Origin of the sequence: Allomuricauda sp. CAU 1633 (assembly GCF_017313225.1) — a bacterium.
GTDB lineage: Bacteria > Bacteroidota > Bacteroidia > Flavobacteriales > Flavobacteriaceae > Flagellimonas.
Genome location: NZ_JAFLNE010000004.1, coordinates 264,456 through 286,429, shown reverse-complemented (window position 1 = coordinate 286,429; position 21,974 = coordinate 264,456). Strand labels below are relative to the sequence as shown.

The window sequence follows — 21,974 nt, the reverse complement described above, 5'->3', positions numbered from 1 at the left end:
ACAGCAAAGTAACGGAAACTAGCCAAAAGGGTCAATCATTTTTTGACTTGAATGTGGTAAATGTTCCATCTGGGTAAAAGAAGACAATTTTATTGGGAGCATCCTCATGAATTATATGTATTGGTTTGAGGGTTTTGGATTGTTGGTTTTTTTCTTGAGGCTTATTCGGTATATCCTCAAAAGTAAGAGTAGGGCTGTCTTTCTCTATATCAACTTTGCTTTCAGCGGATTCTTCAGCAGGAAATTCACCCTTTCCCTGAAGCAACCAATACAAATCAACTTCCGGATAGGCTTCGACCAATTTCAATACAAAATCCAAACTCGGTTTATTTCGCCCATTTAGGAGATGGGAGATACTGGAGCGCTGTACGCCAATAGTGTCCGCAAAAGCTGAAACACTGAGAGCGTAGTGATCTATGATGGTCTTAATTCGGGTTACAATTCCTTTGTCCACAAATGTAAACTATACTGGTATAAAGTTAATCAATCAGAACAGCATTGGCAAATAAAAAGTAACTTGATGGTATAATATCTAAACTTATAGTTAAGATGATACCATTTAATTTATTCTTTTAATGAATTTTACAGATTTGATTATTGCTAGTAATCACATTTGTCACAAGCGGCACAAAAGCCGCATGCTTTTTGATTACACCTGTAACTAGTTTTTGTATTTGATATGTTACAATTGTAATCAAATCAAAGTTTACATTTGTGGTCGCAAACAGAATCGGAATACATGATAGCGCACTCATTATATAAGGAAGCTTCCATTCAAAATAGATACATTACAAACGACATGCTTCAGCAATGTTTCGCTGCACTCCCTGTTTCGTCAATTGAAGAAATAGGACAATCCGTTTTAAAGGTGCCTATTCGTTCTTTTAAAATGGGAAGTGGAGAAAAACGTATTCTGATGTGGTCCCAAATGCACGGGAACGAATCCACCACCACCAAAGCAGTTTGGGACATGGTAAACTTTCTGCATTCGGATGACCCATTGGCTAAACTAATTTTGGACAATTGCACACTAATGGTGGTGCCCATACTCAATCCGGATGGGGCAAAAGCGTATACACGGATCAATGCCAACCAAGTTGATTTAAATAGGGATGCGAAACAGCGCACCCAACCGGAAAGCGTTGCACTTAGAAAATTGTTCGAGGAATTTAAACCGGATTATTGCTTTAACCTTCACGGTCAACGCACGCTTTTTAGTGCGGGTCAAAAGGAAAAGCCTGCCACTGTATCCTTTTTATCACCTTCCAGTAATGCGGAACGCGAAATAACGCCAACTCGAATCCAGGCGATGAAACTTATTGCTGCCATGGACTCCATGCTTCAAAATTTGATTCCCGGACAAGTGGGGCGTTATGATGATGGGTTTAATGACAATTGTGTGGGCGATACCTTTCAAATGTTGGGAGTTCCTACAGTTTTGTTCGAAGCAGGACATTATCCAAACGATTATGAAAGGGAGCGAACCCGGGAATACATTTTTTTAGCCTTGATTGAAGCCTTAAAAACTGTGGCCACGGATTCCCTTGATCAATTCAGTACCGGTGATTACTTCAATATTCCGGCAAATGGAAAGCTGTATTATGATGTTTTGGTCAAAAATCCGCAGGTACTAAACCCAAGTTTAACAGAAGGTAATGCTATAGGAATTCGGTTTAAGGAAGTTTTGGAAAACAACGCGATCCGATTTAAACCCGAAATCATCGATATTGGGAATCTTGATGATTTTTTTGGTCACCAGTCTTTTGAATGTACTGATTCCAAGGATTTTGAACTGATTTCCAACCATAGGGAACTATTGGATTTGGTGCTTCAGGCTAAAGAATAATCAACTATTTTGAGTCAAGTCTTGCGTTTTATTTAAAAAAGACCCATTTTTATTACGCAAATTTCTTTATTTAACTAATTTTGCTGAAAATTTCAATGTAATGACAAAAGTAAAACTAGACGAAATCGACCACCAGATATTGGATATGTTGATTGATAATACCCGCACACCATTCACCGACATCGCCAAAAAACTGTTGATTTCCGCAGGTACGGTCCATGTTAGGGTAAAGAAAATGGAAGAATCTGGAATCATTAAGGGTTCCTCGCTTACATTAGATTACGTTAAGCTTGGGTATTCTTTCATTGCTTATGTGGGTATCTTTTTGGAAAAAACGCATCAGACCAAGTTTGTACTTGAGCGTCTAAATCAAATCCCATATGTTACGGTTGCCCATATCACTACTGGAAAATTCAATATTTTCTGTAAGATTCGCGCACGGGACACTACACACGCCAAGAATATCATTTTTAAAATAGATGATATTGATGGAATCAGTAGGACCGAGACCATGATTTCATTGGAAGAAAGCATCAACGACAAAAAGCGATTGATGCATACCATTTTCAACGAGCTATAATCTTAATTTTATAGGACATGTTGCGTTCAGAACTACCGTCTTCTGAATACAATCCCTTTTACCAGACGTATTTGTTGGCCTTGGACGACGTAGACCTAATCCAAGAATTAAACAGAGGTAGGGATGAGTTCACAACGCTTTTGGAAGGAGTTCCAGAAAGTAAGTTAGGGTATGCCTATGGCGAAGGCAAGTGGACCTTGGCCGAGGTGCTTTTACATATTATGGATGCCGAACGGGTTTTTCAATATAGGGCATTGTGCTTTGCCAGAAATGACAAAACGCCTTTTCCTGGTTTTGATCAGGATGAATATGTACCTGAGTCCAATGCCTCTGCTAGGACAAAGGATGATTTGTTACAGGAATACAAGGCCATTCGGGAATCGACTTTGTGCCTGTATAATTCCTTTGATGAAGAAGTGTTGAAACGGATTGGGATGGCCAGTGGCTCCCAAATGAGTGTTAGGGCCATGGGATTCATCATCTCCGGTCACCAAGCCCACCACTTAAAAATTATCCGCAAAAAGTATTTGTAGCGTAGTTTTCTAGTATAGGCTTTCGTTTTCTAGGTCAGCATCGGTATCGGCTTCAAAATCTGAGTCGTTGAAGGAAGGTTCATCTGCATCCAACACAGCTTCTTTTTCAAGATCTTTGTCCAACTCCCTTTCGATGGTTTCCTCAAAATTGGCAATGAAATTGGAAAGGCTCTTGCTGATTTTCACCAAATAAATGGTGTCTTCCGTTTTTACTTCAACGGCCTCAACAATTTCACCACTGGGCTTTTTAAGGGTGATGATGTCATCATCGCCATACCCATCTGGGTATGAATCGATTAAAATGGCTGCGACACTATGGTCCAGCTTTTTGTAGTCAATCAAAATACGTTTCATAATGGCTAGGTTTAAATTCCTATCCTGAAACTATAACTTTTTAAACAGGTGTTGTTCAAAGAGTTGTAAACGTAAAAAATTAGTATACGAAGTGCTTATTCCCTGTAGTATGCAAATGCTTTTTGGAAAAGTTCCTCTGGAACCTTTATATCGGAAACCGCTTCCCCAATGGATTGTAGCAATACAAAATTAACATCGCCATGTGTGTTTTTCTTATCAAACTTGAGCAGTTTTAAAATAGCGTCCACATCATCGTCACTAAAATGTACAGCTTCAAAATATTGTAAGAAGGTGGTTTTTATCTCATCCAAAGAAAGTTTGGAAAGTCCCTTTAGCTCGTGCGAAAGATATCCCTCCAAAATCATACCCACGGCAATGGCCTCGCCATGGAGCAGTGTTTTTTTCTCTGGGTTTTCCAGACAATAGGATTCTATGGCATGGCCCAAGGTATGACCAAAGTTTAAAATCTTACGCAATCCTTTTTCCGTAGGGTCTTGGAGAACCACCTTGTTTTTAATGGCTATGGATTTTTGGATGCTGTCAGGTTCGGTAAAACTGCTAGTTTCCTTTAATTGATTCCAATATTCCATGTCCGAAATAAGCCCATGCTTCAACATTTCTGCATAACCACTTACGCGTTGTCTTGGCTCCAAGGTCTTTAAGAACTCGGTAAATACCAATACCATTACAGGTTGATTGATGACCCCGATTTGGTTTTTCAAAACGCCCAAGTCCACCCCGGTCTTACCACCTACCGAAGCGTCTACAATAGAAAGTAGGGTAGTGGGTATATTGATAAAATCTATGCCTCTTTTAAAGGTTGAGGCCACAAATCCGCCCAAATCGGTAAGCACTCCACCGCCAAGGTTGATTAAAAGGCTCTTGCGGTCTCCATCAAAATTGGAAAGCATTTCCCAAACCTTGGTGCAGGTACTTATGTTTTTATTTTCCTCCCCAGATGCAATCTCAAAAACGGAATCGATGGGATGGGCCATGATTTCTTTTTTGAAAAATGGGAGGCAGTATTTTTTGGTATTTTCATCTACCAGGACAAACACCTTGGAATAGCCGCTTTTTGCAATATGCTGTTTTAGAGCAGCTTTGGCCAACTCTCCAAAATGTACCTCGTAGGATTGTGATATTATCGACTCCATAATTCCAATTACACCGCTAAATAAAGATTATTTTTATAGAAATGGATATGGAATACGTACTTATATTTGGATCTTTAATGGATTTCTAATAATGCAACCAAATTTTGAGAATACTGCAATAGCATTTGAGCTAAAAACCGACTCCCAATTGGAGCGCGCCTATTTTTTGTTTAAGATGATTGCCAATGAACCTTTGGTTCGCATTGGCACCGCAGTGACAAATTTTGCCATTAAGGCACACCTTCCTGTTGAAGGATTGATTAGGGCAACCGTCTTTGATCATTTTTGTGGGGGAGTTAGCGAAAAGGACTGTCTCCCTGTCATTGACAAAATGTATGAAAAAGGGGTGTTTTCCATTTTGGATTATTCAGCAGAGGGAAAGGAAGTGGATAACCAGTTTGATTTTGCCTTGGAGAAGACTTTGGAAATCCTAGATTTTGTCAAGGAAAAAGATGCCATACCTTTTGCTGTGTTCAAGCCCAGTGGTTTTGGACGGTTCAAGCTTTATGAAAAAGTGAGTGCTGGTACAAAACTGACCGAGAGTGAATCAGCAGAATGGGGCCGTATCATCAATCGATATGAGAAAGTCTGCAAAAAGGCCCATGATCTTGAGGTGGCATTGCTCATTGATGCAGAAGAAAGTTGGATGCAGGATTCCGCTGATGATTTGGCCTTGGTCATGATGCGCAAATACAATAAAGAGAAGACCATTGTGTTCAACACCTTTCAGATGTACCGTTGGGACCGAATGGACTATTTGAAGGAAATCCACAAAATTGCCAGAGACGAAAACTTTAAGGTTGGCGCTAAAGTGGTTCGTGGTGCCTATATGGAAAAAGAAAATGAAAGGGCTCAAGAAAAAGGGTATACCAGTCCCATATGCAGGTCCAAGCAGGAAACCGATGAGAATTTTAATGCGGCCATAGCCTATATCATGGAGCATTTAGAAGACATCACCATATTTGCTGGTACCCACAATGAGGAAAGTACCTTCAAGTTGATTACTCATATGAAGGAAAGAAATCTAAACCCTTCAGATGAGAATGTTTGGTTTGGTCAACTTTTTGGAATGAGTGATCATATCACTTTTAATCTAGCAGCTCAGGGCTACAATGCGGTGAAGTATGTGCCCTATGGTCCAGTTCGGGATGTAATGCCCTATTTAATACGAAGGGCAGAGGAAAATACCTCGGTGGCCGGGCAAACTTCCAGGGAATTGGCTTTGTTGCAAAAAGAACGAAAAAGGAGGAAGTTGGATTCTTAATCAACCTCTACCTCTTCAGCAATAATTTTATCTGGACAGCTTTTTATCTTTAGAACTTGGGCCTCTTTTTCAACAAAATAGGTTTTGCACGGCTCAGACTTGGTATCACTTTTCCCAAAATCCACATCACCATCGGTTAAAAAAGATTGAATCAACAGGGTATCTCTATACTTTTCGGGCAACGCTTCACCAAAGGTTAATGGTTTAGATCGCATGTCCTTTAATACCCTGCAATTGGGAAAGTAGCAGAAGTCTATCCCTTCTTCACCTGATTTTTTCTTCAGGAAAAACACCAAAAAAACTATCCCAATGGACAGCCCTACCAAGTACCATCCCAAACGCCGTAAAAAAGCCATTCAATTAAAAAATAAGAAAATTAATATCGTTGTAATTCAGTCCAAACCAGTCCCCAACCGATTTATTGGTCAAAATGCCGTGGTACATGTACAGCCCATTTCGTAGACCTTTATCAAAGCGAAGGGAATGTTCCAGGCCTCCATCCTCTCCAATTTTTAAGAGATAGGGTGTAAATATATTGCTGATGGAAATTGAAGACGTTCTGGGATATCTGGAGGGAATGTTGGGCACGCCGTAATGGATAACCCCAAACTTATCAATTGTGGGTTTGTTGTGGGTAGTCAATTCCGAAGTCTCAAAACAACCTCCCATATCAATGCTCACATCTATGATTACCGCTCCCTTTTTCATGTTTTCTACCATGGAACTGGAGACCACAACCGGCGAACGATCCTTGCCACGGGTGGCGCCTATGGCCACATCGCACCGCTTTAAAGCTTTGATAAGATTTTTAGGTTGAATGGTAGAGGTATACACCGTGCGGTTAAGATTAGTCTGTATGTGTCTTAACTTACTGATGGAATTATCAAAAACTTTAATATTGGCACCCAGCCCCAAAGCTGACCGGGCCGCAAATTCTCCAACGGTTCCTGCACCAATGATCACCACTTCCACCGGCGGCACGCCACTGATGTTACCGAACATCAATCCATTTCCTTTGCTGGTGGTGGCCATCAATTCAGATGCGATTAGGATAGAGGAAATTCCGGCAATTTCACTCAAGGACCGTACCGCAGGATAGTTGCCGTCTTCATCCCGAATGTATTCAAAAGCAATGGCCGTCAGTCTTTTTTTGGCCATAGTTTCAAAATATTCCTTGCTTTGTGTCTTGATTTGTAAGGCAGAAATAACAATGGTCTGCGGGTTGAGCAGATCTATTTCAGAAAGGGTAGGAGGCTCCACTTTTAGAATGATGGAACAAGAGAAAACTTTCTTGACATCCCTTGTGATCTCAGCACCGGCATTGGTATAGTCGATATCAGAAAAATTGGCGCCGTCCCCGGCACCTGACTCAATCAAAACCCTATGCCCATGTGCCGTAATGGCATTGACAGCATCCGGGGTTAAGCATATCCGCTTTTCTTGATATTGGTTTTCCTTGGGAATACCTATAAAGAGTTCGCCCTTTTGTTTTAGAACCTCCAAGGTTTCTTCCTGGGGTAAAAGTTGTTGTTTGCTGAAAGGGGATGACGGTTGGTTCATAAGTAGTAAATCAGTTCATCATACCACATTAAGGTAAGAAAACAAATTTACACTTTTTTTGAAAGGGTCTTTTGACGTTCTTCCAGTTTCTCACGCTCTTTACGCAGCTCTTCTTTTTCCTTTAGTATTTGAAGTTCGGTGTCCATGGCATCCAAATCAATGCCGTGCACGTGCTTGTCCACCAATTTCACCCGTATAAAGTACACAATGGGCACCACTACCATGGTAACGGCGATTACATAGAACACTTCATTTTCATCTACTTCTTGGGAACTTTCAAATATGGCACTGTACAATTGAAAGCTGTACATGGATATGGGGATCAATACGGCATGGTACCACCATTGTTTACTGGTCACAAACCAAATGACCAATAGTAAGAGGGGAATCAACTTGATGAGATAGAACCATACTGCTGTCCTGGCATCGGCAAATCCATTTGTGCCAATGCTAAATATGATAAAGTCCAATGATTCGGTATCACTGGGCATATATTTATACGAATAAAACATGATGGGTGAAAGCACTATAAGCAACGTAATCAGCCCCTCAAGAATAAAACGTTTTCTTATCTTTTTCTTACTGCGCATACATGTATAACTACGGATGCGCGGTTTTATTGTATAAAAAAACCCCTTCCGAGAAGAGGTTTTAAAAGAATAATCTTTTTGACTAATTACATCTTACCGATGTCTTTTTTCTTAACGCTAACGGTTTGATCTTTGTCAATATCAACAGTACCTGTTGAAACCGCAGTCATCGCCAAAAAAGCAACAGCAAGTAGTCCAAAAAAAACTTTTTTAGTGTTCATCGTAAAAGAGTTTTTGGTTAATAAATGAATTCATCTACAACACAAATGTAGGAAAATATTTCAACCTACACTACGTTTTATCGACAAAAATTGCATTTTAACGTTTAAAACACTCATTTTATCGATTTGCTACAATATCGCAGATGAATGAGTTGAAGATAGCAGGAATGCCCATTAACGAATATTTAACTCGACTGAACGTGTGTTTTCATCGACAAAGTGCAAGAAAATGGGTACAATATCCTCAGGTAAGAGTGACTTTATTTTTTCGGGCCATTCCATAAAGATCCAAGCATCGGAATTCAAATAATCCTCCAACCCCATATCCAAAGCTTCTATTTCGTCTTCCAGACGGTAAAAATCAAAATGGTAGCCCAATAATTGGCCTTGGACATCGTGGTATTCGTTTACCAAACCAAAAGTGGGGCTGCTTCCACTGTCCACAGCCCCTAATTCTTTTACCAATGCTTTGATCAAAGTAGTTTTTCCAGCACCCATCTCGCCATAAAAGCAAAGTTGCTTGCTGGGGCTAGCATCAATAATGGCCTTGGCCACTGTTTGAATATCGCTTCGTTGAAATGTCTTTTTCAAGTTGAATTTATTTTGCCTCCAAAACTACAAAAGGAACAATCATTTCTTCCAAAGATACCCCGCCATGTTGATAGGTGTTTCGGTAATAACTCACATAATGATTGTAATTATTGGGATAAGCAAAGAAGAGGTCGTTCTTGGCAAAAATATAGCTGCTGCTAAGATTGATGTTGGGCAAGTGGATGTCTTGGGGATTTTTCGAGGCGAGTACATCCTTGTCCTCATACGTAAGGCTTTTCCCCGTTTTGTACCTGAGGTTAAGACTGGTCTCACGATCTCCAATAACCTTGGAAGGTTGCTTCACGTTGATGGTCCCGTGATCTGTGGTCAAGATGAGTTTCATTCCCAAGCTTTGCGCTTGTTGAATGATTTCCAAAAGTGGCGAGTTCTTAAACCAACTCAAGGTAAGCGACCTATAGGCCTTATCATTGGAGGCTAGTTCCTTCACCACCTCCATTTCGGTTTTGGAATGGGAAAGCATGTCCACAAAATTATAAACCACAACAGTTAGGTCATTGTTCTTTTGCGACTTGAAATTCTGCGCCAGTTGTTTTCCTTGTTTTAGATTACTGATTTTATGGTATTCCCATTTAAGATTTAAGCCCAAGCGTTTTAGCTGTGCTCCCAAAAAATCAGACTCAAAAAGGTTTTTTCCGCCATCATCGGTATCGTTCTTCCACCAATTTGGGTGTTTTTTTTCCATATCCAAAGGCATCAAACCCGAAAAAATGGCATTCCGGGCGTATTGTGTGGCCGTTGGAAGAATACTGAAATAGGCACTTTCCTGCTTCTTTTTATAATGCACGGAAAGGGTCTCCTCAAAAGCCAGCCATTGATCATAACGAAGATTGTCTATGACCACCAACAAGGTTTTGTTCCCCTCCAATTCCGGTTGTACTTTATTTCTGAATAAGGTATGAGACATAATGGGGGCATCACCACCCTTAAACCAACTGGTGTAATTCTTATCCACAAACTTGCTGAACTGGGAATTGGCCTCCACTTTTTGCGATTCCAAAATTTCAAACATGCCAGAATCCTCAATTTCCTCCAATTGCAGTTCCCAATAAATCAACTTTTTATACAGCTCTGTCCATTCTTCACAGCTGTTTACCATGGATAGGTCCATGGCAATTTTCCGAAATTCTTGTTGATAGCTCGAAGTCGTTTTCTCCGAAACCAATCGGGAGTTATCCAAGCTCTTTTTCAGGGACAATAATATCTGGTTGGGATTTACGGGCTTTATCAGGTAGTCGGCAATTTTGGAACCAATGGCCTCATCCATAATATATTCCTCTTCGCTTTTGGTGATCATGACCACGGGAATGGAAGCATCAAACTTTTTTATTTCATTGAGAGTTTCCAAACCGGAGATTCCAGGCATATTTTCGTCCAAAAAAACAATATCAAAAAAAGAATTTCGTAACTCCTCCAAAGCATCTTGCCCACTTTGGCTAGTGACTACGTTATAATTTTTGCTCTCCAGAAAAAGAATGTGCGGTTTTAGCAGATCAATTTCATCATCGACCCAAAGAATTGTAATCTTGTTCATATAGTAGTTATCTTTGTGGCATTAAAACAAACTTCCTTGGTAAAAACCAATAAGCTTAACGTTTTTAACGATCCAATTTACGGTTTTATTGGAACTCCAAATGAACTTATTTTTAAGCTGATAGGGCATCCCTATTTTCAGCGGCTTCGCCGAATTTCCCAAATGGGAATGTCCTATTTGGTATATCCGGGAGCGCACCATACCCGTTTTCATCATGCACTGGGAAGCATGCATCTTATGGACAAGGCCATACAGATTCTAAAATTAAAGGGCGTAACTATTTCTGAGGAGGAGGAAACTGGTTTGCTTTGTGCCATTTTGCTTCACGATATTGGTCACGGTCCCTTTTCCCATGCACTGGAAGGCTTTGTGGTGAAGGATTTGAACCACGAATCCCTTTCCTTAAGATTCATGGAGGAACTCAATACCGAGTTTAATGGTCAATTGGATATTGCCATTGCCATTTTTGAAGGGGACTACCCAAAACCTTTTATGAATCAGTTGGTTTCCAGTCAACTCGACATGGATCGTATGGACTACCTGAAACGGGACAGTTTTTATGCCGGTGTAACCGAGGGAAACATCAATTCCGAACGGCTTATTTCTATGCTCAATGTTACCAATGGGAACTTGGTAGTAGAAGAAAAGGGTATTTATGCCGTGGAAAAGTTCTTGATGGCTCGGAGGTTTATGTACTGGCAAGTATACTTACACAAAACCGGGTTGGTGGCGGAGCAGATATTGGTTCGAATCATGCAGCGTGCCCGAAAGATTTTATCTGAAGGAAACCAGTTGGAAGGAAGCCCGTCTTTGCTCTTCTTCCTGAAAAAGAATGGTAACGCCGCTTTCGATAAAGAAGTACTGTCAGTTTTTGCCCAATTGGACGATGTGGACATTTTGGGTGCAGTGAAATCTTGGCGTTCCCATCCTGATTTTGTACTCTCAAAAATGTGTGAAATGTTATTGGACCGAAAGCTGTTGCACATCAAAATAAAAAAACGCCCGGTAGACTCACAAAAAATGGAAAAAAAGTTAGAGGAAATCGCCCAAATGTACGATCTTTCAGAAGAGGATGCCGCCAATTTTGTATTTCAGGGAGAAATATCAAATAAGGCCTATAGTGAAGAACAACAAGCCATTAACATTCTTAAAAAGAATGGGAAGATAACCGATGTGCTCAAAGAATCCGATCAACTCAGTTTAAAAGCATTGTCCACTACCGTAATCAAATATTATAGCTGCTACCCTAAAGAAGCTGTTTAACAAATTTTGTTACTTTTGCACAAATGAAATTTACAGCGACCCAAATTGCCGGAATACTAGAGGGTGAAGTTGAGGGAAATCCTCAAATCGCTGTTCATAAATTATCCAAGATTGAGGAAGGTGAAAAAGGCTCACTGACCTTCTTGGCCAATCCAAAATACACCTCCTATATATACTCCACAAAAGCGTCTATTACCATTGTAAACAAGGATTTTATCCCAGAACAATCCTTGTCCACAACATTGATCAAAGTGGACGATGCCTACAAGTCCTTTTCCAAACTATTGGAGTACTACAATCAGGTAAAGAACAACAAAGTTGGGATAGAAAACCCAGTTTTCATTTCTGAAAGTGCCAACTATGGAGAAGGGTTTTATTTGGGTGCTTTTTCATATTTGGGCGATAATGTTAAGATTGGCAAGAATGTAAAAGTTTATCCGAATGTATATATAGGGGATAATGTTACCATTGGCAATGATGTAATGATTTTTGCCGGAGCCAAGATATATTCTGAATCCATTATTGGTAACAATTGCACCATACATAGTGGGGTAATTATTGGAGCGGATGGCTTCGGTTTCACTCCAAATGCCAACGGCGAATACAGTAAAGTGCCCCAAACCGGAAATGTTATTTTAGAAGACAACGTAGACGTAGGTGCCGGAACCACTATTGACCGTGCCACGTTGGGATCAACAATATTGAGAAAAGGGGTTAAGCTGGACAACCAAATCCAGATTGCCCACAATGTTGAAATTGGTGAGCATACCGCCATTGCTGCACAAACAGGCATTGCAGGATCTACCAAAATAGGAAAGAATTGCCTTATTGGCGGACAGGTAGGTATTGTAGGCCATATAACCATCGGGGACCGTGTAAAGATTCAAGCACAATCCGGTATCGGCAGAAATGTAAAGGATGATGAAGTCCTTCAAGGATCCCCAGCATTAAACTACGGCGACTTCAATAAATCTTATGTACACTTTAAAAATTTACCAAAACTGGTAAATCAAATCTCCAACATCGAAAAAAAGGTTGAAGGTGAACAAAACTAGCAATAAGCAACGCACCATAGAAAAGAAAGTAACCCTGCAAGGAGTGGGATTACACACTGGCGAGAACGTTACCATGAGTTTTTTGCCCGCAAAGGAAAACCACGGATTTGCCTTTAAACGGGTAGATTTGGAAGGTGAGCCTATTATTGAGGCAGATGCCAACTACGTTGTCAATACTCAGCGTGGTACCAACCTGGAAAAGAATGGGGTGAAGATCCAAACATCGGAGCATGTTTTGGCTGCTCTGGTTGGTTTGGACATTGATAATGTCCTTATAGAATTGGATTCCCCTGAACCTCCCATCATGGATGGTTCCTCCAAATTTTTTGTGAAAGCTTTGGAAGAGGCCGGTATTGTGGAGCAGGATCAAGAACGTGAAGAATACATCGTAAAAGATGTCATTTCCTATAAAGACGAAACTACTGGAAGTGAAATCACGGTAATCCCTTCAGAACATTACCAAGTAACCACCATGGTAGACTTTGGTACCAAAGTTTTAGGTACCCAGAATGCTACTTTGGAGAGGATGTCTGATTTTAAGAAGGAAATCGCCGATGCCCGCACCTTTAGTTTTCTCCATGAGTTGGAAATGCTTTTGGAGCATGGCTTAATCAAAGGTGGGGATTTGAACAATGCCATTGTCTATGTGGATAAAGAGATTTCTGAGTCTACCATGAAAAAATTGGAAAAGGCTTTCAATAAAAAGAAGCTTTCTGTAAAACCCAATGGCATATTGGACAACCTTACCCTTCATTACCCCAATGAAGCGGCCAGACATAAATTGTTGGATGTAGTAGGGGACTTGGCCTTGGCCGGTACTCGGATTCGTGGAAAAGTCATTGCCAACAAACCTGGACATTTTGTAAATACCCAGTTTGCCAAAAAGTTGTCCAAAATCATTAAGATAGAAAAGCGCAACAAGGTTCCCACGTATGACCTGCACCAAACTCCTTTGATGGATGTCACACAGATCATGAACATGTTACCACACAGGTCACCGTTTTTATTGGTGGATAAAATCTTGGAGCTTTCAGATACCCATGTGGTCGGTGTAAAAAATGTGACCATGAACGAACCCTTTTTTGTTGGGCATTTCCCTGGAGCACCAGTAATGCCTGGGGTCCTGCAAGTGGAGGCCATGGCGCAGACGGGAGGTATTTTGGTGCTGAGCACCGTTCCAGACCCAGAAAACTACTTGACCTTCTTTATGAAGATTGATAATGTAAAGTTCAAACAGCAAGTAGTTCCCGGCGATACTTTAATTTTTAAATGCGATTTGATTTCACCCATCCGAAGGGGAATTTGCCACATGCAGGCCTATGCCTACGCTAATGGCAAGTTGGTTTCAGAAGCGGAATTGATGGCGCAGATTGTTAAAACCAAAAACACCGATTCGGAATGAACCAGCCCTTAGCATACGTACACCCTGGAGCCAAAATCGCCAAAAATGTGGTGATTGAGCCCTTTACCACCATTCACAACAATGTGACTATTGGCGAAGGCACTTGGATTGGGTCCAATGTCACCATCATGGAAGGTGCACGCATTGGAAAAAACTGCAATATTTTTCCTGGCGCCATTATATCGGCCATGCCACAGGATTTAAAATATCAAGGGGAAGATACTACCGTTCAAATTGGTGACAACACCACCATTAGGGAGTGTGCCACCATTAATAAAGGTACTTCAGACCGAATGAAAACCGTAATTGGCAACAACTGTTTGATCATGGCCTACTGTCACGTAGCCCACGATTGTGTAGTTGGAGATGGCTGTATTTTCAGCAACAATTCCACACTTGCTGGCCATGTTACTATCGGTCAAAATGTGGTTTTGGCAGGAATGGTAGCCGTACACCAATTTGTTTCTATTGGAAATCATGCTTTTGTTACCGGAGGTTCTTTAGTTCGTAAAGATGTTCCCCCATTTGTAAAGGCAGCCCGAGAGCCGCTTTCCTATGTTGGAATCAACTCTATTGGTTTGCGTAGAAGAGGATTTGAGGCGGACAAAATCAGGGAGATTCAAAATATCTACAGAATTCTATACCAACAAAATTATAACAATTCCCAAGCGGCATCCATCATTGAAGCTGAAATGGAAGCTACTCCAGAACGCGATGAGATACTTCAGTTCATCCGCGATTCGCAACGAGGAATCATGAAAGGTTATTTTAGTTCAAATTAAATATATGGCAAGCACGTCTGATATACGAAAAGGGTTGTGCATTCGATACAACCACGACATTTTTAAAATTGTGGAGTTTCTTCACGTAAAACCGGGAAAAGGTCCAGCCTTTGTCCGCACCAAATTAAAAAGCGTAACTACGGGTAAGGTAATCGACAATACCTTCTCGGCAGGTCATAAAATTGAGGATGTTCGTGTTGAAACCCGTTCATACCAATATTTGTATCCAGAAGGTGATACCTTCCATTTCATGAACACGGAAGATTACAACCAAATAGCATTGCCGAAAGATAATTTGGATGCTCCTGATTTATTGAAGGAAGGTGAAGTGGTGACTATCATTTTCAACGCAGAGGACAATATGCCTCTTTCGGTTGAAATGCCAGCCAGCGTTGTTTTGGAAGTAACTCACACCGAACCGGGCGTTAAGGGAAATACCGCCACCAACGCTACAAAACCTGCTACCGTGGAGACCGGTGCCCGAATCAATGTGCCTTTGTTTATCAATGAAGGAGACAAAATCAAGATTGATACGGAGAAAGGTGCCTACATGGAACGCGCAAAAGAATAGGGAAAATGAAATTTCCTAAGGTCCACACTTTAAAAGAGATTTCAGAGATTATTCAATCTGAATACGTTGGGGAGGATGTATTCCCTGTATTTGGTATGAATGAAATCCACGTAGTGGAAGAGGGCGATATTGTATTTGTGGACCATCCCAAATATTATGATAAAGCCCTTCAATCCAAAGCGTCCGTGGTGCTCATCAATAAAAAAGTGGATTGTCCAGAAGGAAAGGCCTTGTTGATTTCCGATGATCCTTTTCGGGATTTCAATAAGTTGACCAAGCATTTCAAACCTTTCCAAAGTGCGAGTGCATCTATTTCGGATACTGCTGAAATAGGAGAAGGTACTATTATTCAGCCCAACGTTTTTATAGGGAATCATGTGAAGATTGGAAAAAATTGTGTAATTCACCCCAATGTAACTATTTACGATAATTGTATCCTTGGCAATAATATTACTATCCATGCAGGCACCGTACTTGGGGCAGATGCCTTTTATTATAAAAACCGGCCTGAAGGATTTGATAAACTCCTTTCAGGAGGTAGAGTGGTGATTGAGGATAATGTCGACATTGGAGCATCATGTACTATTGACCGAGGTGTTACGGGTGATACAACAATCAAGGAAGGTTCCAAGTTGGACAATCAGATTCAAGTAGGGCACGATACCATAATCGGAAAAAAATGTTTGATCGCATCCCATGCGGGTATTGCAGGTTGTGTGGTGGTTGAGGATGAAGTTACCATGTGGGGACAAGTTGGAATTACCAGTGGTGCCACCATAGGGACAAAAGCAGTAATACTGGCCCAATCCGGTGTAGCCAAGTCTTTGGAAGGCCACACTACCTACTTTGGAAGCCCCGCCGAGGAAGCTAGGGAAAAGCTGAAGCAGATGGCACATGTGAAAAAGATTCCGGAAATCCTTGAAAAATTGAAAAAGAATTAAAAAATCAATAGACAAAACCCCTTGCAAAGTTTATTTTTGCACCTAATTAAGTTAAATATATGAGCGTCTTAGTAAACAAAGATTCAAAGATAATTGTACAAGGTTTTACTGGTAGTGAAGGAACCTTTCACGCCGAGCAAATGATTGAATACGGAACCAATGTAGTTGGTGGGGTCACGCCCGGCAAAGGTGGTCAAGAGCATTTGGGAAAACCCGTTTTCAATACCGTTGCGGAAGCGGTAAAAGAAGTTGGTGCGGACACCACGATTATTTTTGTGCCACCTGCGTTTGCTGCGGATGCTATTATGGAGGCGGCTGATGCTGGAATCAAGGTCATCATCACAATTACGGAGGGGATTCCCGTTGCCGACATGGTGAAAGCCAACGACTATATTAAAGAAAAAGATTGCACATTGGTAGGTCCAAACTGCCCCGGTGTCATCACCCCAGAAGAGGCCAAAGTGGGTATTATGCCTGGTTTTGTCTTTAAAAAAGGACATGTAGGGATTGTATCCAAATCAGGAACACTGACCTATGAAGCTGCTGACCAAGTGGTTCGTCAGGGATTGGGTATCACCACTGCTATCGGTATTGGTGGGGACCCTATCATCGGAACCACTACCAAACAGGCCGTTCAATTATTGATTAATGACCCAGAAACGGAATGTGTTGTAATGATCGGTGAAATTGGAGGTCAATTAGAGGCCGATGCTGCAAAATGGTATAAAGAAAGTGGCAGTAAAAAACCTATCGTAGGATTTATTGCTGGTGAGACTGCCCCTGCAGGACGTACCATGGGTCACGCTGGAGCCATTGTTGGTGGCAGCGACGACACAGCCCAAGCTAAAAAACGAATCATGCGCGAATGTGGTATCCACGTAGTGGATTCACCTGCTGAAATTGGCGTAAAAGTGAAAGAAGTGGTTGGATAACCAACCGTTAAAACTATTCTAAATCCCGTTTTATGCGGGATTTTTTTCTTTAAAAACATAAAACAACAACTATATTTGGTTGATAACCATTCAAACACATCATATATGAAACTTTTGGAAGGCAAAAACGTAATCATAACAGGAGCAAGTAGGGGAATAGGCAAAGGAATTGCTGAGGTTTTCGCAAAACACGGTGCTAATGTGGCATTTACCTATAGCTCCAGTGAAGCTCCTGCTTTGGAACTGGAAAAGGAATTGACAGCCATGGGCGTAACAGCCAAAGCCTACAAAAGCAATGCGGCCAGTTATGACGAGGCTGAAAAGTTAGTGTCCCAGGTTTTAGAAGATTTTGAAGGAAGAATCGATGTGTTGATCAACAATGCAGGAATCACCAAAGACAATTTGTTGATGCGAATGGGCGAAGAAGATTTTGATACCGTTATCGAAATCAATCTGAAATCCGTTTTTAATATGACCAAAGCCGTTCAGCGCACCATGTTGAAACAGCGCAAAGGTTCTATCATCAATATGAGTAGTGTTGTTGGGGTAAAAGGCAATGCAGGGCAGACCAACTATGCTGCATCCAAGGCTGGAATGATTGGCTTTACCAAATCCGTTGCCTTGGAATTGGGCTCGCGAAATATTCGTTGCAATGCCATTGCTCCTGGTTTTATTGAAACCGAAATGACGGATAAATTGGATGAAAAAACCGTTCAGGGTTGGCGAGATGCCATTCCATTAAAAAGAGGGGGAAGCCCTGAAGATGTAGCCAATGCGTGCTTGTATTTGGCTTCAGACCTATCGGATTATGTTACCGGACAAGTGCTCAACGTGGACGGTGGTATGTTAACTTAGCAGTGGATGGATTTCAGCACGGTACTCCTTATTATTCTTGCAGCGATTACCGCGCTCACTGTTGTATTTTATCAGTATTTCTATAAAAATTCCAGAAAGGGTTCACTTAAAATCGTGCTGGCTGCTTTGCGGTTCATCACCTTGTTTTGTGCACTTCTGTTGTTGATAAACCCAAAATTTATCAATCGGGACTATTTTTTGGAAAAGGCCAATTTGATTGTTTTGGTAGATGATTCTTCTTCCATGGAAGATGCTCAAGCGGAAACTTCAATATCCCAATTGGTAAATCAGTTGACCACCAATGAAGACTTAAGCGAGCGGTTTTCCATGCATCAATATGCCTTCGGAACCAATTTGCAAGCAACAGATTCACTTCATTTTAACCAAAGGAATACGGATATTTCCAATGCACTGTCCACCACCGATGAGATTTTTGTGAACGGCACCAATGCCGTAATCTTAATTTCTGATGGAAATCAGACCCTTGGCAGAGATTATGAATATATAAATCTTGGAGCAAACTTATCTGTAAATCCAGTAGTAGTTGGAGACACCACCGCGTATGAAGATATTTCGGTAGGATTGGTCAACATCAATACTTATGCCTTTCTGCGCAATCAATTTCCCGTGGAGACCACTATCTTGTATCGGGGTTCGCGTCCTGTTTCCAAAACAGTTTCCATTTCTTTGGATGGAACCCGTGTGCATCAACAACGCTTAAATTTTGACGCATCAAAAAACAGCCAAACCCTTAATACCCTAATTGAAGCTAAAAGTGTAGGGGTAAAGACCCTAAAGATTGAGATTGAAGGTTTAGATAATGAGAAAAATCGGGCCAATAACAGTAAAGAAACTGCCATTGAGGTCATTGACGAAAAAACCAATGTGACAATTGTTTCGGATATCCTTCACCCAGATATTGGCGCATTGAAAAAGTCCATCGAGTCCAATGAGCAGCGTTCCGTAAGCGTCATAAAACCAAATACTTCGGCTAATAGTTTAGAGGACGCGGACATTCTGATTCTCTATCAACCCACCCGAAATTTCAGAGGGGTTTATGATTATGTAGCCAATTCAGGTAAAAGTATTTTCACCATCACCGGCTCCAAAACGGATTGGAATTTTCTGAATCGGACCCAGCAAAGTTTTGTGAAGGAGAACATCAATCAGTCTGAAGATATACTTCCGATTCTGAACAACGCTTTCGGCACCTTTGGTCTTGGCAATTTTAATGTGGATAATTTTCCACCGCTAAAGGGAAATTTAGGGAACATCGACCTACTAAAAAATGGAGAAACCCTACTTTACCAACAGATTAAAGGTGTGGAGTTAGACCAGCCGCTCTTTGCTATCATAACGGAGGGAAAGCAACGGGAAGCCGCCCTGTTTGGTGAAAATATGTGGAGGTGGAGGGCGCAGACCTACCGCAACACGGAATCTTTCAGCAATTTTGACGAACTCATGGGTAATCTCATGGTGTACTTGGGCAGTAGTGACCAACGGAGCCGTTTGGAATTGGATTTTGAGCTGGTCTATGACAATGCTAGCATGGCTCTAATCCGTGCGACGTATTTTGATGAAAGCTACCAGTTTGATTCTGGTTCCACCATTTCAATTGCCATCCAAAGCAACAACAGCAGTTTCAATCGTGAATCGCCCATGTTGCTCAAAGGTAATTTCTATGAAGTGGACTTGAGTGACCTAGAGGCAGGAGAGTATCAATTTACAGTAACCGTTGAGGGAGACAATCTGAAACGTTCGGGGTCCTTCAAAATTTTGGATTTCAATCCGGAAAAACAACTTATCTCTTCAAACTATTCAAAATTACAACGGCTCGCGGACAAAACAAATGGGGAAATGTATTATCCAAACCAAATGGATTCTTTGATTAGCAATCTATCTACTTCGCAGCGTTATCTCCCAGTTCAAAAGAGCCGTCAAAATGTTGTATCTTTAATAGATTTCCGTATTTTATTGGGACTGATTGTTCTGACTCTTGCCGCGGAATGGTTCATCAGAAAATATAACGGATTAATATAAACTATATATATGGACAGATTACCAAAAATTGCATTGCCTGCTATTGCGGGCATCATCATTCTAATCATATTTATGTCTAGGTCAACCGTAACCATAGGTTCGGGAGAAGCTGGCGTTTTATATAAATATTTCGGAGGAGGTGTAGTCACTGAAGAACCACCTTTGGGGGAAGGTTTTCATTTGGTGGCGCCTTGGAACCGCGTATACATTTACGAAGTACGGCAACAAGAGCGATTGGAAAAAATGAACGTACTTTCATCCAATGGATTAGATATTAAATTGGAAGCTTCCGTTTGGTTCCAACCCAAATACGACCAGCTTGGTAAATTGCACCAAGAGAAAAGTGAACAATACATTGAACGTGTTTTGCTTCCCGCAATCCGGTCTGCGGCACGTAGTGTAGTTGGGCGATATACCCCAGAGCAGTTATATTCCAGTAAGCGAGATGCCATTCAGCAAGAAATCTTTGAGGAGACCCAAAAAATTGTGGATGACCAGTACATTCAGTTGAATGAAGTTTTGGTGAGGGATGTAACCCTGCCGCCAACCATCAAGGATGCTATTGAACGTAAATTGCGGCAAGAACAAGAATCGTTGGAATACGAGTTTCGACTGGTCACGGCTGAGAAAGAAGCCGAAAAAGTACGTATTGAAGCACAAGGTAAAGCAGACGCGAATCGAATTCTCAGCGCCTCCTTAACGGATAAAATCCTTCAAGACAAGGGTATTGATGCCACATTGAAGCTTTCAGAATCTCCCAATGCAAAAATCGTTGTTGTAGGTTCTGGGGATGACGGATTGCCATTAATTTTGGGAAATAACTAAATAAGGCTTTTTTGATAAAAAAATATATTCTACTTTTGGAGTGAAATGAGAAATAAAAACGTACATCATCACCATTTTTATACTTGCCCTCAAGCGAGATAGAAATGTATTGTTGTATATCAAGATATATTCTAACCCGTTTGAGAAATCAAACGGGTTTATTTTTTGTGCCTATTTGATTTTTCGTAAAAAAGATTGAAAAATGACAAAAATTAGAATTGCGGTCCAAAAAAGCGGCCGCTTAAACGAAGATTCGCTCAAAATTTTAAAGGACTGTGGTATTTCCATAGACAATGGAAAAGACCAGCTAAAGGCCATTTCCAGTAATTTTCCCTTGGAAGTGTTCTATTTGCGAAATGGAGACATCCCGCAATACTTGCGGGATGGCGTAGTGGACATTGCCATAATTGGGGAGAACGTACTTATTGAAAAAGGTCAGGACATTTCCATAGCGGAGAAATTGAATTTTTCAAAATGCAAAGTTTCTTTGGCAGTGCCAAAAACCACGAAGTATAATTCAGTTCAGGATTTTGAAGGAAAGAAAATTGCTACATCGTATCCCAATACGGTTTTGGAGTACCTGAAATCAAAGGGGGTAACCGCTGATTTGCACATCATTAATGGTTCTGTGGAAATTGCTCCCAATATTGGTTTGGCCGATGGTATCTGCGATATTGTTTCCAGCGGAAGTACGCTGTTCAAAAACAACTTAAAAGAGGTCGAAGTTATTTTGAAAAGTGAAGCAGTTTTGGCGGTATCTCCATTGATTTCAGAAGAGCGAAAGGAAATCCTGAGGAAAATGCAGTTCAGAATACAATCCGTACTTCAGGCCAGGCAGAACAAGTACGTGCTTTTGAACGCGCCGAACGATAAATTGGATGAAATTATTTCCATCCTGCCCGGTATGCGAAGTCCCACTGTGTTGCCCTTGGCCGAGGAAGGCTGGAGTTCTGTTCATTCTGTCATTAAGCGCGATACCTTTTGGGAAGTTATCGATGCCTTGAAAAAAGCCGGTGCCGAAGGCATTTTGGTGTGTCCTATTGAAAAAATGGTTATGTAAAAA

At 41.1% G+C, this 21,974-nt stretch carries 24 protein-coding genes; 15 read left to right on the top strand and 9 right to left on the bottom strand.

The features are described 5' to 3' along the window. Positions 1-31: 31 nt before the first annotated feature. A complete protein-coding gene (locus J0X14_RS13430) occupies positions 32-454 on the bottom strand; it encodes a helix-turn-helix transcriptional regulator (RefSeq protein ID WP_207098310.1) in 423 nt (140 codons plus the stop codon). Between the two features lie 285 nt (positions 455-739). On the opposite strand from J0X14_RS13430, the gene J0X14_RS13425 reads away from it, so the two are divergent. The 3 genes from J0X14_RS13425 to J0X14_RS13415 all read left to right on the top strand — a co-directional run bounded on the left by J0X14_RS13425 (position 740) and on the right by J0X14_RS13415 (position 2,959). After that, the gene (locus tag J0X14_RS13425; protein WP_207098309.1) at positions 740-1,846 is read left to right on the top strand and encodes a M14 metallopeptidase family protein; all 1,107 of its coding nucleotides are present in this window, start codon (positions 740-742) and stop codon (positions 1,844-1,846) included. A 100-nt stretch (positions 1,847-1,946) separates the two neighbouring features. Continuing rightward, positions 1,947-2,426 carry an Lrp/AsnC family transcriptional regulator gene (locus J0X14_RS13420; RefSeq protein ID WP_106146668.1) on the top strand — a complete coding sequence of 160 codons (480 nt, stop codon included), beginning with the start codon at positions 1,947-1,949 and terminating at the stop codon, positions 2,424-2,426. Positions 2,427-2,443: 17 nt separating this feature from the next. Then, on the top strand, positions 2,444-2,959 hold the full coding sequence (locus tag J0X14_RS13415) for a DinB family protein (protein WP_207098308.1): 516 nt from the start codon (positions 2,444-2,446) through the stop codon (positions 2,957-2,959). Between the two features lie 9 nt (positions 2,960-2,968). On the opposite strand, the gene J0X14_RS13410 is transcribed toward J0X14_RS13415, so the two are convergent. Further along, positions 2,969-3,313, bottom strand: a complete 345-nt coding sequence (locus J0X14_RS13410; protein WP_242528029.1) for a hypothetical protein — start codon at positions 3,311-3,313, stop codon at positions 2,969-2,971. A 95-nt stretch (positions 3,314-3,408) separates the two neighbouring features. Next, entirely contained in the window at positions 3,409-4,467 is a 1,059-nt protein-coding gene (aroB, locus tag J0X14_RS13405; protein WP_207098307.1) for a 3-dehydroquinate synthase, read from the bottom strand. Between the two features lie 91 nt (positions 4,468-4,558). On the opposite strand from aroB, the gene J0X14_RS13400 reads away from it, so the two are divergent. Continuing rightward, positions 4,559-5,731 carry a proline dehydrogenase family protein gene (locus J0X14_RS13400; protein WP_207098306.1) on the top strand — a complete coding sequence of 391 codons (1,173 nt, stop codon included), beginning with the start codon at positions 4,559-4,561 and terminating at the stop codon, positions 5,729-5,731. Here J0X14_RS13400 and J0X14_RS13395 read toward each other — a convergent pair. The 6 genes from J0X14_RS13395 to J0X14_RS13375 all read right to left on the bottom strand — a co-directional run bounded on the left by J0X14_RS13395 (position 5,728) and on the right by J0X14_RS13375 (position 10,245). Beyond that, the gene (locus J0X14_RS13395; protein ID WP_207098305.1) at positions 5,728-6,087 is read right to left on the bottom strand and encodes a DUF4258 domain-containing protein; all 360 of its coding nucleotides are present in this window, start codon (positions 6,085-6,087) and stop codon (positions 5,728-5,730) included. The two genes, J0X14_RS13400 and J0X14_RS13395, sit on opposite strands and share 4 nt — an antisense overlap. A 4-nt stretch (positions 6,088-6,091) precedes the next feature. Continuing rightward, positions 6,092-7,291, bottom strand: a complete 1,200-nt coding sequence (locus J0X14_RS13390) for an alanine dehydrogenase (protein WP_207098304.1) — start codon at positions 7,289-7,291, stop codon at positions 6,092-6,094. A gap of 47 nt (positions 7,292-7,338) precedes the next feature. Then, positions 7,339-7,881, bottom strand: coding sequence for a hypothetical protein (locus J0X14_RS13385; RefSeq protein WP_207098303.1), 543 nt, complete (start codon positions 7,879-7,881; stop codon positions 7,339-7,341). 86 nt (positions 7,882-7,967) lie between these two features. Then, a complete protein-coding gene (locus tag J0X14_RS19120) occupies positions 7,968-8,102 on the bottom strand; it encodes a hypothetical protein (protein ID WP_262491877.1) in 135 nt (44 codons plus the stop codon). A gap of 174 nt (positions 8,103-8,276) precedes the next feature. Beyond that, on the bottom strand, positions 8,277-8,693 hold the full coding sequence (tsaE, locus tag J0X14_RS13380) for a tRNA (adenosine(37)-N6)-threonylcarbamoyltransferase complex ATPase subunit type 1 TsaE (protein ID WP_207098302.1): 417 nt from the start codon (positions 8,691-8,693) through the stop codon (positions 8,277-8,279). 7 nt (positions 8,694-8,700) lie between these two features. After that, positions 8,701-10,245 carry a PglZ domain-containing protein gene (locus J0X14_RS13375; protein WP_207098301.1) on the bottom strand — a complete coding sequence of 515 codons (1,545 nt, stop codon included), beginning with the start codon at positions 10,243-10,245 and terminating at the stop codon, positions 8,701-8,703. A gap of 36 nt (positions 10,246-10,281) precedes the next feature. Here J0X14_RS13375 and J0X14_RS13370 point away from each other — a divergent pair, with 36 nt between their 5' ends. The 11 genes from J0X14_RS13370 (at position 10,282) to hisG (ending at position 21,971) form a co-directional block, all read left to right on the top strand. Then, a complete protein-coding gene (locus tag J0X14_RS13370; protein ID WP_207098300.1) occupies positions 10,282-11,508 on the top strand; it encodes an HD domain-containing protein in 1,227 nt (408 codons plus the stop codon). Positions 11,509-11,531: 23 nt separating this feature from the next. After that, a complete protein-coding gene (lpxD, locus tag J0X14_RS13365) occupies positions 11,532-12,563 on the top strand; it encodes a UDP-3-O-(3-hydroxymyristoyl)glucosamine N-acyltransferase (RefSeq protein ID WP_207098299.1) in 1,032 nt (343 codons plus the stop codon). Further along, positions 12,550-13,965 (top strand): bifunctional UDP-3-O-[3-hydroxymyristoyl] N-acetylglucosamine deacetylase/3-hydroxyacyl-ACP dehydratase, encoded by a 1,416-nt coding sequence (locus J0X14_RS13360; protein ID WP_207098298.1) that lies wholly within the window; start codon positions 12,550-12,552, stop codon positions 13,963-13,965. Before lpxD ends, J0X14_RS13360 begins: the two co-directional genes overlap by 14 nt. Then, entirely contained in the window at positions 13,962-14,747 is a 786-nt protein-coding gene (gene lpxA / locus J0X14_RS13355; protein ID WP_207098297.1) for an acyl-ACP--UDP-N-acetylglucosamine O-acyltransferase, read from the top strand. Before J0X14_RS13360 ends, lpxA begins: the two co-directional genes overlap by 4 nt. Positions 14,748-14,751: 4 nt before the next feature. Further along, complete coding sequence (gene efp, locus J0X14_RS13350; RefSeq protein WP_207098296.1) at positions 14,752-15,318, top strand: elongation factor P; 567 nt, start codon at positions 14,752-14,754, stop codon at positions 15,316-15,318. Between the two features lie 5 nt (positions 15,319-15,323). Continuing rightward, positions 15,324-16,259: a UDP-3-O-(3-hydroxymyristoyl)glucosamine N-acyltransferase gene (locus J0X14_RS13345; protein WP_207098295.1), complete on the top strand. Its 936-nt coding sequence runs from the start codon at positions 15,324-15,326 to the stop codon at positions 16,257-16,259. A gap of 59 nt (positions 16,260-16,318) precedes the next feature. Further along, on the top strand, positions 16,319-17,191 hold the full coding sequence (sucD, locus tag J0X14_RS13340) for a succinate--CoA ligase subunit alpha (protein ID WP_207098294.1): 873 nt from the start codon (positions 16,319-16,321) through the stop codon (positions 17,189-17,191). A 105-nt stretch (positions 17,192-17,296) separates the two neighbouring features. Further along, complete coding sequence (gene fabG / locus J0X14_RS13335; RefSeq protein WP_207098293.1) at positions 17,297-18,046, top strand: 3-oxoacyl-[acyl-carrier-protein] reductase; 750 nt, start codon at positions 17,297-17,299, stop codon at positions 18,044-18,046. Positions 18,047-18,052: 6 nt separating this feature from the next. Continuing rightward, complete coding sequence (locus J0X14_RS13330) at positions 18,053-20,086, top strand: VWA domain-containing protein (protein WP_207098292.1); 2,034 nt, start codon at positions 18,053-18,055, stop codon at positions 20,084-20,086. 9 nt (positions 20,087-20,095) lie between these two features. Further along, positions 20,096-20,911: a prohibitin family protein gene (locus J0X14_RS13325; RefSeq protein WP_207098291.1), complete on the top strand. Its 816-nt coding sequence runs from the start codon at positions 20,096-20,098 to the stop codon at positions 20,909-20,911. 202 nt (positions 20,912-21,113) lie between these two features. Continuing rightward, a complete protein-coding gene (hisG, locus tag J0X14_RS13320; RefSeq protein ID WP_207098290.1) occupies positions 21,114-21,971 on the top strand; it encodes an ATP phosphoribosyltransferase in 858 nt (285 codons plus the stop codon). The last annotated feature ends 3 nt before the right edge of the window (positions 21,972-21,974 follow it).

Bases quoted from the DNA above. Each gene is read 5' to 3' on its own strand.
- J0X14_RS13345 (WP_207098295.1), top strand. From the start codon at position 15,324: ATGAAATTTCCTAAGGTCCACACTTTAAAAGAGATTTCAGAGATTATT.
- J0X14_RS13375 (WP_207098301.1), bottom strand. From the start codon at position 10,245: ATGAACAAGATTACAATTCTTTGGGTCGATGATGAAATTGATCTGCTA.
- J0X14_RS13390 (WP_207098304.1), bottom strand. From the start codon at position 7,291: ATGAACCAACCGTCATCCCCTTTCAGCAAACAACAACTTTTACCCCAG.
- J0X14_RS19120 (WP_262491877.1), bottom strand. From the start codon at position 8,102: ATGAACACTAAAAAAGTTTTTTTTGGACTACTTGCTGTTGCTTTTTTG.
- J0X14_RS13415 (WP_207098308.1), top strand. From the start codon at position 2,444: ATGTTGCGTTCAGAACTACCGTCTTCTGAATACAATCCCTTTTACCAG.
- J0X14_RS13425 (WP_207098309.1), top strand. From the start codon at position 740: ATGATAGCGCACTCATTATATAAGGAAGCTTCCATTCAAAATAGATAC.
- efp (WP_207098296.1), top strand. From the start codon at position 14,752: ATGGCAAGCACGTCTGATATACGAAAAGGGTTGTGCATTCGATACAAC.
- J0X14_RS13395 (WP_207098305.1), bottom strand. From the start codon at position 6,087: ATGGCTTTTTTACGGCGTTTGGGATGGTACTTGGTAGGGCTGTCCATT.
- J0X14_RS13400 (WP_207098306.1), top strand. From the start codon at position 4,559: ATGCAACCAAATTTTGAGAATACTGCAATAGCATTTGAGCTAAAAACC.
- J0X14_RS13410 (WP_242528029.1), bottom strand. From the start codon at position 3,313: ATGAAACGTATTTTGATTGACTACAAAAAGCTGGACCATAGTGTCGCA.
- hisG (WP_207098290.1), top strand. From the start codon at position 21,114: ATGACAAAAATTAGAATTGCGGTCCAAAAAAGCGGCCGCTTAAACGAA.
- J0X14_RS13325 (WP_207098291.1), top strand. From the start codon at position 20,096: ATGGACAGATTACCAAAAATTGCATTGCCTGCTATTGCGGGCATCATC.
- aroB (WP_207098307.1), bottom strand. From the start codon at position 4,467: ATGGAGTCGATAATATCACAATCCTACGAGGTACATTTTGGAGAGTTG.
- J0X14_RS13420 (WP_106146668.1), top strand. From the start codon at position 1,947: ATGACAAAAGTAAAACTAGACGAAATCGACCACCAGATATTGGATATG.
- sucD (WP_207098294.1), top strand. From the start codon at position 16,319: ATGAGCGTCTTAGTAAACAAAGATTCAAAGATAATTGTACAAGGTTTT.
- lpxA (WP_207098297.1), top strand. From the start codon at position 13,962: ATGAACCAGCCCTTAGCATACGTACACCCTGGAGCCAAAATCGCCAAA.
- J0X14_RS13385 (WP_207098303.1), bottom strand. From the start codon at position 7,881: ATGCGCAGTAAGAAAAAGATAAGAAAACGTTTTATTCTTGAGGGGCTG.
- fabG (WP_207098293.1), top strand. From the start codon at position 17,297: ATGAAACTTTTGGAAGGCAAAAACGTAATCATAACAGGAGCAAGTAGG.
- lpxD (WP_207098299.1), top strand. From the start codon at position 11,532: ATGAAATTTACAGCGACCCAAATTGCCGGAATACTAGAGGGTGAAGTT.
- J0X14_RS13330 (WP_207098292.1), top strand. From the start codon at position 18,053: ATGGATTTCAGCACGGTACTCCTTATTATTCTTGCAGCGATTACCGCG.